The 13,672-nt window shown below is 59.5% G+C and carries 12 protein-coding genes; 7 read left to right on the plus strand and 5 right to left on the minus strand.

What is annotated here, in order from left to right; genetic code table 11:
* Positions 1–124 precede the first annotated feature (124 nt).
* Complete coding sequence (locus tag EDE09_RS01345; protein WP_105370582.1) at positions 125–826, plus strand: FadR/GntR family transcriptional regulator; 702 nt, start codon at positions 125–127, stop codon at positions 824–826.
* A 25-nt stretch (positions 827–851) separates the two neighbouring features.
* Positions 852–2,384, plus strand: coding sequence for an altronate dehydratase family protein (locus EDE09_RS01350; protein ID WP_105370583.1), 1,533 nt, complete (start codon positions 852–854; stop codon positions 2,382–2,384).
* A 158-nt stretch (positions 2,385–2,542) separates the two neighbouring features.
* On the opposite strand, the gene opgC is transcribed toward EDE09_RS01350, so the two are convergent.
* Positions 2,543–3,778, minus strand: coding sequence for an OpgC domain-containing protein (opgC, locus tag EDE09_RS01355; RefSeq protein ID WP_105370584.1), 1,236 nt, complete (start codon positions 3,776–3,778; stop codon positions 2,543–2,545).
* A 196-nt stretch (positions 3,779–3,974) separates the two neighbouring features.
* Positions 3,975–7,490, minus strand: a complete 3,516-nt coding sequence (locus EDE09_RS01360; RefSeq protein WP_105370585.1) for a PAS domain-containing hybrid sensor histidine kinase/response regulator — start codon at positions 7,488–7,490, stop codon at positions 3,975–3,977.
* Positions 7,491–7,686: 196 nt separating this feature from the next.
* Here EDE09_RS01360 and mscL point away from each other — a divergent pair, with 196 nt between their 5' ends.
* From mscL to EDE09_RS01385, 5 genes are all read left to right on the plus strand, one after another.
* On the plus strand, positions 7,687–8,106 hold the full coding sequence (mscL, locus tag EDE09_RS01365; protein ID WP_105370586.1) for a large conductance mechanosensitive channel protein MscL: 420 nt from the start codon (positions 7,687–7,689) through the stop codon (positions 8,104–8,106).
* A gap of 111 nt (positions 8,107–8,217) precedes the next feature.
* A complete protein-coding gene (locus EDE09_RS01370) occupies positions 8,218–9,387 on the plus strand; it encodes a pyridoxal phosphate-dependent aminotransferase (RefSeq protein WP_105370587.1) in 1,170 nt (389 codons plus the stop codon).
* 155 nt (positions 9,388–9,542) lie between these two features.
* A complete protein-coding gene (galE, locus tag EDE09_RS01375) occupies positions 9,543–10,577 on the plus strand; it encodes a UDP-glucose 4-epimerase GalE (RefSeq protein ID WP_105370588.1) in 1,035 nt (344 codons plus the stop codon).
* Between the two features lie 112 nt (positions 10,578–10,689).
* The gene (locus EDE09_RS01380) at positions 10,690–11,016 is read left to right on the plus strand and encodes a hypothetical protein (RefSeq protein WP_207914799.1); all 327 of its coding nucleotides are present in this window, start codon (positions 10,690–10,692) and stop codon (positions 11,014–11,016) included.
* A gap of 121 nt (positions 11,017–11,137) precedes the next feature.
* Entirely contained in the window at positions 11,138–11,905 is a 768-nt protein-coding gene (locus EDE09_RS01385) for a polysaccharide deacetylase family protein (protein ID WP_132408479.1), read from the plus strand.
* A 78-nt stretch (positions 11,906–11,983) separates the two neighbouring features.
* Here the strand turns inward: EDE09_RS01385 and EDE09_RS01390 are convergent, their stop codons facing one another.
* The 3 genes from EDE09_RS01390 to EDE09_RS01400 form a co-directional block, all read right to left on the minus strand.
* Positions 11,984–12,382 carry a DUF1236 domain-containing protein gene (locus EDE09_RS01390; RefSeq protein WP_105370590.1) on the minus strand — a complete coding sequence of 133 codons (399 nt, stop codon included), beginning with the start codon at positions 12,380–12,382 and terminating at the stop codon, positions 11,984–11,986.
* A gap of 62 nt (positions 12,383–12,444) precedes the next feature.
* On the minus strand, positions 12,445–12,630 hold the full coding sequence (locus EDE09_RS01395; RefSeq protein ID WP_105370591.1) for a hypothetical protein: 186 nt from the start codon (positions 12,628–12,630) through the stop codon (positions 12,445–12,447).
* Between the two features lie 23 nt (positions 12,631–12,653).
* Positions 12,654–13,388 carry a DUF1236 domain-containing protein gene (locus tag EDE09_RS01400; protein WP_245422739.1) on the minus strand — a complete coding sequence of 245 codons (735 nt, stop codon included), beginning with the start codon at positions 13,386–13,388 and terminating at the stop codon, positions 12,654–12,656.
* Positions 13,389–13,672 lie beyond the last annotated feature (284 nt).

Genomic DNA, 13,672 nt, shown 5'->3' on the forward strand with positions numbered 1-13,672 from the left:
GTTCCTGCAGGCGAGTACAGTGGAACATCTAGAAAAATCCTGAAATTTCAATGATCTGATTTGCTCCTTGCTCTCCGCGGTTTCGGCAGTTATGGTAAGGCCGCATTCTTAGGATCGCCAAACCATGAACGGATTCATCAAGGCAGCGGAGCCGCGTCGGCTGTATCAGCAAATTGCTGATCAGATCCGATCGCTCATTCAGGGCGGGCATTTTCCGATCGGCACGAGACTTCCTGCGGAACGTGATCTCGCGCAGCAGCTCGGGGTGTCCAGGCCCTCCTTACGTGAAGCCCTGATTGCGCTTGAAATCGACGGAAGCGTCGAAATCCGCATGGGATCAGGCATTTATGTCACGGCTGAGCCGGATCGGCGGCAGTGGCAGGCGGGCTCCATGGGCGAAAGCCCGCTGGAGCTGATGCAGGCCCGCGCCGCCGTGGAAGGGGCGGTCATCGTGCTAGCTGCCTCGAAGATCACCGTGGAAGGGCTGAAGTCGCTGCGCCAGACGCTGGACCAGATGCAGGCGGAAATTGCCGAGGGACGAAAACCGCTCGACCTTGATCGTTTGTTTCATCTGACGATTGCCAATCAGTCGGGAAATTCGGTGCTCGCCCACATTGTCGGCGATCTCTTTGACGAGCGGCACAGTCCGCTTTCGGCTCAAATTCGGGTGCGCTACGAGACGCCTGAAACCTGGAGTTCGGCGCTTGCCGAACATGAAGCAATTTACGCCGCCCTGGAAGCGCGCAATCCGCTGCTCGCCCAGGCCATGATGCATGCGCATCTGGAGGAATCGAAACAGCGGTGGATGAATAACGAGGCCCGCTGAAGCAGCGCCTTGGGAGGAGCAAGACATGAACGAGGCGGTTTCGCCAATCATCATCCTGAACCCGGTCGACGATGTCGGTGTGGCGCGGAAGCCCATGCCCGCCGGGGGGGCTACGGGCTATGGGGATCTGGTCGCACGCGAACTGATCGGTCGCGGCCACAAGGTGGCGATCAAGGCCATCCCAGCCGGCCAGGAGGTGAAGAAATACGGGCAGGTGATCGGGGTCGCCACGCAGGATATTGCGCCTGGCAGCCATGTCCATCTGCATAACCTCGCCATGCTCCCGTCGGAACACGAATATCAGTTCAGCGTCGATATCGAGGAAAAAGGAATGCTGCCGGAAGCGGAGCGGCGTACGTTCCTTGGTTATGACCGCGGCTTCGGCGGAGCGGGAACGCGAAACTTCATCGGCATCATCTCGTCCGTGAACTGTTCCGCCACCGTGTCGCGTTACATCGCCGACTACTTCAATCGCATGGGAGGCCTGGACGGCTTTCCGAATGTCGATGGGGTCGTGGCGCTCACCCATGGCGGCGGCTGCGCACTCAACACCAAGTCGGAAGGCTATCGGCTGCTCATCCGCACCATCCAGGGTTATGCCAAGCATCCGAATTTTGGCGGCATCCTGATGATCGGCCTCGGTTGTGAGACGAACCAGATCGCGCCGATCCTCGAACATTACCGGATGGAAGAGGGCGACCGCCTCCGCACCATGACGATCCAGCAGCATGGCGGCACCAAGAAGACGATCGATGCCGCGATCGCCATCATCAAGGAAATGCTGCCGGGCGTGAACGCCGCAAAGCGCACGCCGCAGCCGTTGTCGAAGTTGAAGCTGGCGCTCGAATGCGGCGGCTCCGATGGCTATTCCGGTATCTCCGCCAATCCCGCGCTCGGCTACGCCTCCGATCTCATCGTCCGCAACGGTGGCACGACGGTGCTTTCCGAGACGCCGGAAATCTATGGTGCCGAGCATCTGCTGACCCGTCGTGCCGTAACGCCTGATGTGGCCAAGAAACTGCTGCAGCGTATCGACTGGTGGCGGGACTATACGGCCCGCAACGGCGACGAGCTGAACAACAACCCTTCCCACGGCAACAAGCTCGGTGGACTGACCACGATCCTCGAAAAATCGCTCGGTGCAGTCGCCAAGGGTGGCTCCATGCCGCTGAAGGCGGTTTACGAGTTTGCCGAGACCGTGACGGACCAGGGCTTCGTCTTCATGGATACGCCCGGTTACGATCCGGTCGCCGTCACCGGGCAGGTAGCAGGCGGCTGCAATGTCATCTGTTTCACCACCGGCCGCGGCTCGGTCTCGGGCTTCAAGCCGGCGCCGTGCATCAAGATTGCCACCAACTCCGAAATGTACGAACACATGAAGGAGGATATGGACTTGAACTGCGGCCGGATCGTCACCGGCGACGAGACGATCGAGGAGGCGGGTAGGCGGATTTTCGAGGATGTGATCGCGGTTGCGTCGGGAAAGAAGACGCTCAGCGAAATCTACGACTACGGCGACAACGAATTCGTGCCGTGGCAGGTCGGGGCGGTGACCTGATCTTCCCTTCGCCCTTCGGGGAAAAAGTGGCTCGAAGGTACGGATGAGGGGGAAGGCGCGTTCTGTCGCTTGACCCTCTCGTCTGCCTGCCGGCAGCCTTTGAACGAAACGAGGCGGCAGGTAGCCGCCTCGTTATGCCTTGTCTCGGGGAATTTCCCTTACCGAAGTACCATCTGCTGCGGCCGAGCTGTTTGCGACTGCTGGGCCTTCACCGGTTGCGGAGCCGGTGTTGCGCCAAACAGCTTGTCGCGTTCGCGCCAGAGCGCGGGAAGCGACAGCAGGCCGATCGAAACCAGCGCGATTGCCGTCTTGGTGATCTCGTTGAGTTCCGGCGAACGTCCGTCGAAATAGTAGACGAAGTAGACGATCGCGACGTGCCACACATAGACATAGAGCGAGTGGCGGCCGAGCAGCTGCAGATACTTCAGCGAGAAGACCCAGGTGATCGCGGAAGCGATGCGGCGTACCCATGCGGCCTTGTGCTTCGGCCCCGCAACGATCAGCCAGGTAACCAACATCGCCATGGCAGCGAAGTTCAGCAGATAGACTGGGCCAAAGTCGGCACGGATTTCCATCGAGGCGAACTTGCCGATCATGTGCGGCGGCATCAACTCATGCGCGGTGATGAGGCGAAGCGGCAGGAAGAAAAGCACCATCAGCAGCGCAGCCTTCGGTATGAAGGTGTTCTCCGGGGAGAGGATCTTCTTCCAGTCGATTTTGCCTGCGGAGGTGAGTGCACCCAGCACCAGCGCAGTATAAAAGACGATCTGCCAGCCGAGCAGATTGAACGACGCGCGAATGCCCTGTTCGTCCGCCCCCATGATCATGTCGTGGACAGGCGTGGTCACGATTTGCTGCAGGCCTAGCTGGGCGGCCATCCAGAGCATCACGGAACCGGCGATGACGTAATGCCACTTGTCTTCCAGCACGAGCTTCACAAGCATGGGCGCAAACAGCATGTAGACGATGTATTGCGGCAGGATATCCATAAAGGTCGGCTGATAGAAAAAGGCCGCAATCGCCGCGAGACGAAGCGGATCATCGAAGTTAGTGTAGCCCAACCAGTTGAACCAGATGGTGTATGCCCCAGGCAGCAGCATCTGTGCGACCAGTACAACCAGCACGATGCCCATAGCATAGCGATAGAGCTCGAAGGCGCGGTTGTAGATTGCCGCGCGGCCGGCCGCATAACCGTTCTTGATCATTTTCTTGGCATAGACCATGCCGATCAGCAGACCCGACAGGAAGACGAAGCCCTGAGCATCTTCCACGAAAGCGAGCTGATTGTGATTGATCTTGACCAGGAAATAGCCGCCGGCGAAGATCAGGTGGTTCAGAACCATGAAAACGAGGAAATATCCTCGCATACCATCAATAATATCAAAGCGTTTCATCGGTCGCGGTCTCCGTCTCTGCCGGTCCCGATGGCTTGCGCCTCTGGGTCCGTAAGGCCTCTGCGGGCCAGGATGTCACGCGCCTAAACGTCATAAAAAGCCGGACAGTTCCAGCCGAAACGAACGCTTAGACCGGATATATCCTAAACAATGCGTGATGACCCTGCGATGAACGCGAGATTGACTGCGGGCCTGACTATTCGGCGGCAATCCGTTTGATGCTTGCAACCTGGGTAAGATAGGCTCGCATGGCAGCCGGGCGGACCGGCTTGTGCTGCACGGCTATCTCGTGTCGCTCAGCCTCGGCGCGGACTTCCGGCGTACGATCGGCCGTAATGATCAGGGCCGGGATGGCCGCCTGATATTCCCCCCGCAATTTAAGGATTGCGTCGATGCCGTTTCCATCGTCGAGATGGTAGTCGGCGATGATGATCTCCGGCGGAGGCTCGCGGCGGGCGATGATTTCGTCGAGCGCGGCAATCGAGTCCGCCTGACCCACCGTGCAGCCCCAGCCGCTGATCAGCAGAGCCATGCCCTCGAGGATCCTCGGCTCGTTGTCGATGCAAAGGACGCGGAGCCCGTTGAGCGGCTGCGACCGGTGACGTCGTTCCGGCTGATCGCCGGTCCGTGATGCCTGCGGTACGGAAAGGTCGATCGGCATCTCCACTCGGAAGCGCGTCCCGCGCCCGGGGGTCGACGAGAGCTGGACCGGATGGCTGAGGACACGGGAAATCCGATCGACGATCGAGAGACCAAGGCCGAGGCCCGCCGCGGTTCGGGCGCCTTCATCGAGACGGGCGAACTCCTTGAAGACGGTGCGGAATTTTGACGAAGGAATGCCAATGCCGGAATCGAAGATTTCTATGATCACCTTATCGCCGCGCCGTCGGGCGCCGATCAGCACTTTGCCGTCGATCGTATATTTGATCGCATTGGAGACGAGGTTCTGCACCAGACGGCGCAGCAGATTGGCGTCCGACCGAACCCGAAGCGACGTGGGCATGACCACGAATTCCAGCTTTTTCTCGCGCGCCATGGGCGCATAGTCGGTTTCGATCCGCTTCAGGAGATCGTCGAGCGGGACGGACGTGAAGCGCGGCTTCATTGCACCCGTATCCAGCCGCGAGATATCCAGAACCGCACCGAGAATTGTCTCGACGGATTCGAGTGCGGAGTCGATGTTGCGCACCAGTGTACTGTCGGCATCGGAGCCGCCGAGGCGTTCCACGAGGGCCGAAGAATAGAGGCGGGCAGCATTGAGAGGCTGAAGAATGTCGTGACCCGCGGCGGCGAAGAAACGGGTCTTGCCGATATTCGCTTCGTCGGCGGAGGCGCGGGCCTCGGCGAGTTCGTGATTGACGCGGGTGAGTTCGGCCGTGCGTTCGCCAACGCGCTGCTCCAGCGTCTCATTGGCCTGTTTGAGTGCCTTGTCGGCCGCGACGCGTTCGGAAATATCCGTGAAGGTGGCGACTATTCCCTTGTCCGGCATGGCGTTGGAGCGGACTTCGATGATTCGTTCGCCGCCGGCAAGCACCAGGGAAAACGGCGCATCCAGCGTATGGAAGTGGCGGATCACTTCCGCCTGCTCTGTGGCGACGATATCGCCCCGCTCGGAAAGGATCGCGACGATATCTGCAAGGGGATAACCCACCTGGCCAACCTGTTCGGGCAGATCGAGAAGATTGCGGAACCGGCGGTTCCAGATGGTGAGCCTCTCGGAATTGTCGAAGACGGCGATACCCTGATCCATCTGCGACAGCGCCGTCTGCAGCATGTCTTGATTGTATTGCAGCGCCTCGCTGGCCTGATCGAGCAGCCAGGCCGTGTCTGCATTGGTGTCTTCCGCCTTCTGCAGGATCAGCGACAAGACAAGCCTTGCGGAGGAGGAGCCGATCGCGCTGCCGAGCAACTGCTCGGAAAAATGGATCATCGCCATATCGGCAGGTTGTTCGTCGCTGAAGGTTCGGCCGGCGGTTCTTTCATAGTTCGAGAAGGAGCGGTGCATGCGCTCCTCGCCGAGATAGCGGGCGATGGCGGCCTTCAGATCACCGACGCTGACGCGGGTTTTCCATCCGCGTGTGGCGAACTGCGAGCGCAGATGCCTTTTGACGAAGATTCCCGCCTGGATTCGCTCGACCGGCCGCGGATTGCGCGACAAAGAACCGAGAAGGAAGGCGAGCGTGTTCAAAGACAGGCTGAAGATCGTCGCATTGACGAGCGGGTCGGTTTCCGGGCCGGCAAATATCGTGGTACCCGGAAAGATGAAGTTCAGGATTGCTGCAGCCACGTAGGAATTGTCCGGGCCGCCAAGGCTCGGGACAAAGAGCAGATAGGCCCAGGCGAGGAAGCCGAAGGACATGCCGAGGATGGCGCCGCGGGCATTGGCACGCCGCCAGACCAGGCCGCCAAACAGGGCAGGCGCGACCTGAGCGATTGCCGCGAAGGCAAGTAGTCCGATCGACGCAAGGCCCGACTGGCTGTCGGCCATGCGGTAGTAGCCATAGCCGAGAAACAACACCACGAAGATTGCCAGCCGCCGGATGTTAAGGAGTGTTCTCGTAAAATCCATGCGCTGGCCGGAACGGGCGGCCATCAGGCGCTGTCGGAGAAAGATCGGAATGATGATGTCGTTCGACACCATGATCGACAGGGCGACGGATTCGACGATCACCATCGCAGTCGCGGCGGAAAACCCCCCGATGAAGGCGATCAGCGAGACGACCTGCAGTTCGCCCGTGAGCGGCAGCGTGAGGACATAGAGGTCGGGATCGCCGATACCGCCGAAGGTAACGAGGCCTGCCATTGCCGCCGGCAGGACGAAAAGATTGATGGCGATGAGATAGAGGGGCAGCAGCGTGCCGGCGACCTTGCGTTCGCGCGTGGTGCGGTTCTCGACCACCGTCACATGGAATTGCCGCGGCAGCAGGATGATCGCGAAAGCAGACAACCCGATCAGGATCAGCCAGCGGCTGAGCGGCGTCTCGTAGGCGAGGGCCGACTGGACAAGCAGATTGTCGGACGCCTTGGCAAGCAGGTCGGCGGGGCCATCGAACAGCACGAACAGAACGGAAAGCCCGACGGTGACAAAAGCCGCCAGCTTCACGACGGATTCCATCGCAACCGCCAGGATCAGCCCGTCCTGATGTTCCGTCGCATCGGTATGCCGTGTGCCGAACATTACCGCAAAGCAGGCCATCAGCAGCGTCACGATCAGCGCGAGGTCGATGAAATAGAGATTGCCGCTGCCGATGCCGTAGTCGGATGGATTGACCACGGCGGCAACTGAACTCGACACGGCCTTGAGCTGCAGGGCGATATAAGGAACCGCACCGACAAGCGCGATGAATGCAACGATCATCGCGACGGTGGAGTTCTTGCCATAGCGGGCGGCGATGAAATCCGCGACCGAAGTCAGCTTCTCGGCCTTTGCCAGGTCGACGATCCGCCTAAGCACCGGCATTCCGAGGGTAAAGGCGAGGATCGGGCCTATATAGATCCCGGTGAATTCCAATCCTCGCTGCGAGGCCAGTCCGACGCCGCCGAAATAGGTCCAGGACGTGCAATAAATGGCAAGGCTCAGCGCATACACCACGGGCCGGCCGTTCTTCGGTACGCCGAACACACGGCTTCGCCGGTCGCCATAACTTGCCACCGCAAACAGCAGCAGCACATAGGCGAAAGCCGCAGCCAATATGATCCAGCCTGGAAGCATCGTTCCTCCCCGCAAAGAATTGCGGCAGCTTGAACATTAGGGGAAAAGCATGCGGTTGGAAATCGCGGCGCTCTCGGCAAAAAGTCCAATAGAGGGTCAGCTTCGCGGGTCCGGAAATTTTCGTCTTTTCCGGCCCGCCGAACGCGCTATCTTGGGCGGGAGCGAAACCTGACAAGCCGGGGGTACAGAAATGTCAATGATCAGCGAGTTCCGTTCTTTCGTCGCCAAGGGCAATGTGATTGACCTCGCGGTCGGCATCATCATCGGCGGGGCCTTCACCGGAATCGTAAACTCTCTTGTAAACGACATCGTCATGCCGATCGTTGGCGCTGTTACCGGAGGCGGATTCGATTTTTCCAATTATTTCCTGCCCCTCTCGAGCACCGTCACCGCGCCGACACTTGCTCAGGCCCGCGAACAAGGTGCCGTTTTCGCCTATGGCAGCTTTATCACCGTGTTCATCAATTTCCTCATTCTGGCCTGGATCATTTTCCTGATGGTCAAGGCGGTGAACAGGATGCGCATGATGGAGGAGAAGAAACCGGCCGAAGCCGCTCCGCCACCGGCTGATGTTCAGCTTTTGACTGAGATCAGAGACATTCTTCAGTCGAAATGATCCTTTGATCACGTTCGGCAATCATCAGCGGAATCGATTGCTGGCGCACGGATTATCATGGGATTTTCAGGCCTTCCTGAGTTACACAAAGGAAACACGCAGGAAAATTTCATGTCGATCATTGCCAGCCTCAGCCCCCGTGCCGTCTCCGCGCCTGAAAGCGGGATCGTCGAAATCATCAACCATGCCCGTGGCCGCGAGGGCCTGATTCCGCTTTGGGCAGGTGAAGGGGATTTGCCAAGCCCGGACTTCGTCAACCGGGCGGCAGCCGACGCGCTGTTGGCCGGCGAGACGTTCTACACCTGGCAGAGGGGCATTCCGGAACTCCGTCAGGCGCTGTCCGACTATTACACCCGGCATTTCGCCGTCAGCCTCCCGGTCGAACATTTCTATGTGACCGGGTCGGGCATGCACGCGATCATGCTGGCGGTACAGGCCATCACCTCCCCCGGGGATGAGATGATCTATCTGTCGCCGACCTGGCCGAACATCATCTCGGCAATCGACATTTCCGGTGCCCGTTCGATCGGGCTTCCGCTTGATTTCATCGGCGGGCGCTGGTCGCTCGACCTCGCCAAGCTTGAAGCGAAGATTACACCGAAGACCAAAGGTCTCTTCATCAACACGCCTTCCAATCCAACGGGATGGACAGCCACCCTCGACGATTTGAAGAACATCCTGGCGCTCGCGCGCAGGCACGGCCTCTGGATCATCGCCGATGAAATCTACGCGCGTTATTATTACGGCGGCGCGCCCCGGGCTCCTTCCTTCCTCGACATCATGGAGGAGGGAGACCGGATCATCTTCGCCAATTCCTTCTCAAAGAATTGGTCGATGACGGGTTGGCGCATCGGTTGGCTGGTGGCTCCGCCTGAAATGGGTCAGGTGATCGAGAACCTGGTGCAGTATTCGAATTCCGGCGTGGCGCAATTCATGCAACGCGGAGCAGTCGTGGCTCTCAACCAAGGTGATGACTTCGTCCAGGAAAATATCGGCCGGGCGACAAAGGCGCGCGACATCCTCTGCGATGCTTTGATCGCGACCAATCGGGTTGAGACCTTAAAACCGGAGGGCGCCCTATATGCTTTCGTGAAGGTGGACGGAATTACCGACAGCCGCAGGGCCGCGCTCGATATCGTCGACAAGATCGGCGTAGCACTTGCACCGGGTTCCGCATTCGGCGAGGGAGGAGAGCTTTTCCTGCGCGCCTGCTTCCTGCGCGACGCGCAGCAAATCTCAGAGGCTGCCGGGCGTCTCGCGGAATATATCATCCGGCTCTGAGCCGATTTGAGATGAATCGATAAAATTCGAACGGTTTGCTCAAGAGTAGGTTTGCCCTGATGCGAGATAAACCCGGCGCACGTCCCATCGGGTAAGCATTGCTGAAGCGAGCCCGTGTTTTTCTCCTGCCAAGACAAAAGGCAGGGAAGAATAGCATGGCAGTTCTGGTAACAGGCGGTGCAGGTTACATCGGCAGCCACATGGCTTGGGCTTTGCTTGATGCCGGGGAGGAGGTCGTTGTCCTCGACAGGCTTTCGACAGGCTTTCGCTGGGCGGTTCCCGGTGAGGCACGCTTTTATCTCGGCGATGTCGGTGATCGTTCGATCCTCCAGCAGATCTTTGCGGAAAACCACATCGACGCCATCTTGCATTTCGCGGGCTCCATCGTCGTACCGCAGTCCGTCGCCCAGCCATTGGATTATTACGAAAACAACACCGGAAACACGCGATTGCTCGCGGCCGCCGCGATCGAAGCCGGCATTCGTCATTTCGTCTTTTCATCCACGGCCGCCGTTTACGGAGATCAGAAGGACGACGCCCCGGTGCTCGAAAGCGCCTCTTTGCAGCCGAAAAATCCCTACGGCCAATCCAAGCTGATGTCCGAGATGATGCTCCGGGATGCCGCCATGGCTCATGATTTCCGGTTCGTGGCTCTTCGCTATTTCAACGTTGCCGGCGCGGATCCGCTTAGGCGGACAGGGCTGTCGACCGACGGGGCGACGCATCTCATCAAGATCGCCTGCGAGGCAGGGCTTGGAAAGCGGCGCGGCGTTGATGTTTACGGGACGGATTATCCGACGCCCGATGGTACCGGTATCCGCGACTATATTCACGTTTCCGATCTGGTGGATGCGCATCTGAAGGCACTCAGCTATTTGCGCCGTGGCGGCGAGCCCCTGATCGCCAATTGCGGATATGGTCGCGGTTATTCGGTCCTGGAAGTCCTGCAGACCGTGATGCGGATCGGTGGCCGGAAATTTGAAATTCGCTTTGGCCCCCGCCGTCCCGGGGATGCGGCGAGCGTGGTCGCCAATTCGACATTGGCGCGCCGGCTGCTCGACTGGACGCCGCGTCATGACAAACTGGATCTCATCGTCGAGACGGCGATCGCCTGGGAGAGAGGCCTGGCTTCTCGCAAGGCCGAGGATCTTCGGTCTCTGCAGCACCGACTGGCAGCCGTCCGGTTCTGAGGTTCCCGAAGAACACGGAAATTTTAACTGGAACTTCCTCCATTGTGTTGGGTTGGGGCCGTGTAGGCAAACAAACCTACCGGCCCAGCCGGTTTTTCACGGAGGAATCCCAATGAATTTCAAACTTGTTACTGCAACCGTTCTCTCCCTCGGCCTGGCCACCAGCGCGTTTGCTCAATCGGGAACCGGCGGGGCAAACCTTGGTGCCGGTTCACAGCAGCAGCAAGGCAGCGACGATACCAATCGGGTATTGGATCCGAATACGACCAACAGCACGACTGGCGGTAGCGCAAGCGGCGGTGCGACGATGGATAAGCGCACCAATTGCGCGCCTAACATTCAGGCTCAAGGTTCTGCTTCGACGGATGCGACAGGCAGTGCTTCGACTTCCGCCGGCGAAGCTGGTGCCAATACCAACGGCCAGGCCAGCGACTGCTGAGGAATAAGGACTTCGTTGCGAAAGGCCGGCTTGGACCGGCCTTTTTTCTGCCGGGTCAGTTGGTCGCATGGAGATTTTCGGAATTTGGCGTTAACGAGAACCATCTCACCTTCGGTATCTCATGCGCTTCCTTTCCTTCTCCGCGTTCTTTGCGCTGGTGGCCTTTGCTGCGAGCGCCGAAAATCTGCCCGGCCAGCTAAATGGGCCGCAAAGGCCGAAATTGATCGAGCCCCACCTGCGCGTGGAGGGTACCGGCAACGCGGCCCGGCCCAGGGTGGCATTGACGTTCGACGCTTGCATGGGGGAGGCGGACGAACGGATACTCTCGGTTCTTGTGCGCGAGAGAATTCCGGCGACGATTTTCGTCACGGCCCGCTGGATCAAGAAAAACCCGCAGACAGTGACCATTTTCCTGCAAAATCCCGATCTCTTCGAACTGGAAAATCATGGCCAAAACCATGTGCCGGCAGTGGATGTAGCAATTTCCATCTATGGCATTGCGGCTGCCGGTTCGCCGGAAGGCGTCCGGCAGGAAGTGGCTGGTGGAGCGGAGGCGATACTGGCGGCCGGCTTTGCCCAACCCCATTGGTTTCGCGGCTCGACGGCAAAATACGATCTTTCCGCAATACGGCAGATCCGGGCCATGGGATATCGGATCGCCGGCTATTCGTTGAATGGCGATGGCGGGTCCCTGTTGGATGCCGGCACCGCCCAGAGGCGTATTGCGGCGGCAAGGGATGGCGACGTGATACTTGCCCACATCAACCAGCCAACCCACGCAGCCGGCGAAGGTGTTTCGCATGCGCTTCTTGCACTCAAGGGCAGAGGGTTCGAGTTCGTGCGGCTTTCGGACGTCAGCGGGACCGGCGACGCCGGCACCACGCAATAGCATCCGGCGCTGAATTTGAACGGCGAAGAGGGGCCACTGGGGCCCCTCTTTAATGATCGTTACATAATAAAATCGCTGCTAGCGGACGATCTGGACGACGGTGCGGGTCTGGGGATCGACGATCACCCGCTGCTGGTTGACGACCGCATAGGCGTATTGCGGAGCCTCCGGAATCGGCGTCAGCACGACGGCCGATGGGACCGGCTTGCCGACCACGATCCTTTCTTCCACGACGATCGGGTCGGCCGGAAGCGGGGCCTGTTCGACGTAGCTGACAACGCGCTGCGGCGGCGGGTCGATTGCAGTGCCGGCGATGGCGCCGACAACGCCGCCGACTGCGGCACCGACCGGCCCGCCAACGATGGCGCCGGTAACGGCCCCGCCTGCTGCACCGTTGACCGTGCTCTGCTGAGCGGAAGCGGCCGGAGCCAACATGCCAAGGGCCATTGCAGAAAGAACGATGATCTTGGTATTCATGACAATTCTCCTTCGGGCGTTTGGGAATGGCTGTCTTGGGCAGCATTCCGGGATGGTCATGCCTATTTCGTGACTGGTTCAAGTGCCTGGACTTTCGGCAGGCTCACATCGATATTGACGTCTCGGTCTCCGAGATAACCGCTCGCATACAAAATGAATCCGCCGACGATGACGACGATCAGCAAGATGGCAGCAACCGTCCAACCGCTGCCGCTATCTCCGATCACTGTAGGTTCGCGGTCACTCATGGTTGCGGTCCTCCAGATGGGCATCAACCAGCCAGAATGTAGACAACCTCATGGGTCTTCGGCTCGACGATGATGATCCGGCCGTCGGCAAGCACGAAGTATTCGTAGCCGCGATAGGCAGGTACGATTTCAACGATCCGCGGCGGCAACGGGTGGAATTCCACCGTTTCGGGTACGGCGACGCCGACACTCACGTTGATGTCGATATCTACGGGCTCGACCTTGTTCTCGACGAGAATGCTGCGAATTTCTGTCTTCTGTTCCGTCGAAACGTTAATGCTGCCGGTGGTCTCGTTCGAGGGAGCGCTCGTCGCTGCCTGGTTCGAATCCTGCGTCTGACCGGTCTCGCCTGCGGGCTTCTGCTGCGCGGTATCGTCGCTGCGCGGCTTCTTTGGATCGCCGCTTTCCGCATTCATGGCGTCAGCCGGTTTTTCCTGGCCCGCACTTTCGCCCTTCGGCTTCAACTGGGGATTAGCCTCCTGGCTCTGAGCATTCTGGCCGCTGGCGGTTCCAGAGTCTGAGGGCCTCTGTGTCGTGGCGCCCATATCCTGGGACTGCGACTGAGATTGGCCCGCCGTGCCGCCCTGTGGCGCCGTCGTGCCAGATGAACCCTGAGTGCCGGAACCCTGGCGGGGAAGGATCGGAGCAGCACCCGTGCCGCCCTGGCTTTGCTGAGCTTGCGCGATTGCCGGCATGACCGAAAGCGTTGATCCGGCCAAAAGGGCGATCGCGAGCGTGTGTTTCATAAAGGCCTTCATGGTGTCTCCTCTTGTTCTTATCTCGCTTGTGAGGCTCCGCATGAGCCCACTCGTTCTCCAACGCCGCCTAACAAGCCACGTTCCTGCTCTGGGGCTTCAGTCGGGTAAGGAAGGGACTTCAGGCCCATCGCTTATAGGCCTTTCGTCCGATTGAACGACGCAAAGGTCCAAGGGGGATGAAATTACGGAACCATGGACTTATCATGTGGTTGGCCCGGAGCTTCTTCAGGAGGTTCCGCATGGACAACAGCGTATTTCAGGCCCGATGGCTGTTAATTCCCGTG

The organism is Neorhizobium sp. S3-V5DH (assembly GCF_004343065.1).
Taxonomy (GTDB): domain Bacteria; phylum Pseudomonadota; class Alphaproteobacteria; order Rhizobiales; family Rhizobiaceae; genus Neorhizobium; species Neorhizobium huautlense.

Bases quoted from the DNA above. Each gene is read 5' to 3' on its own strand.
- galE (WP_105370588.1), top strand. From the start codon at position 9,543: ATGGCAGTTCTGGTAACAGGCGGTGCAGGTTACATCGGCAGCCACATG.
- EDE09_RS01360 (WP_105370585.1), bottom strand. From the start codon at position 7,490: ATGCTTCCAGGCTGGATCATATTGGCTGCGGCTTTCGCCTATGTGCTG.
- EDE09_RS01390 (WP_105370590.1), bottom strand. From the start codon at position 12,382: ATGAATACCAAGATCATCGTTCTTTCTGCAATGGCCCTTGGCATGTTG.
- EDE09_RS01400 (WP_245422739.1), bottom strand. From the start codon at position 13,388: ATGAAGGCCTTTATGAAACACACGCTCGCGATCGCCCTTTTGGCCGGA.
- EDE09_RS01395 (WP_105370591.1), bottom strand. From the start codon at position 12,630: ATGAGTGACCGCGAACCTACAGTGATCGGAGATAGCGGCAGCGGTTGG.
- EDE09_RS01350 (WP_105370583.1), top strand. From the start codon at position 852: ATGAACGAGGCGGTTTCGCCAATCATCATCCTGAACCCGGTCGACGAT.
- EDE09_RS01380 (WP_207914799.1), top strand. From the start codon at position 10,690: ATGAATTTCAAACTTGTTACTGCAACCGTTCTCTCCCTCGGCCTGGCC.
- EDE09_RS01345 (WP_105370582.1), top strand. From the start codon at position 125: ATGAACGGATTCATCAAGGCAGCGGAGCCGCGTCGGCTGTATCAGCAA.
- mscL (WP_105370586.1), top strand. From the start codon at position 7,687: ATGATCAGCGAGTTCCGTTCTTTCGTCGCCAAGGGCAATGTGATTGAC.
- EDE09_RS01385 (WP_132408479.1), top strand. From the start codon at position 11,138: ATGCGCTTCCTTTCCTTCTCCGCGTTCTTTGCGCTGGTGGCCTTTGCT.
- EDE09_RS01370 (WP_105370587.1), top strand. From the start codon at position 8,218: ATGTCGATCATTGCCAGCCTCAGCCCCCGTGCCGTCTCCGCGCCTGAA.
- opgC (WP_105370584.1), bottom strand. From the start codon at position 3,778: ATGAAACGCTTTGATATTATTGATGGTATGCGAGGATATTTCCTCGTT.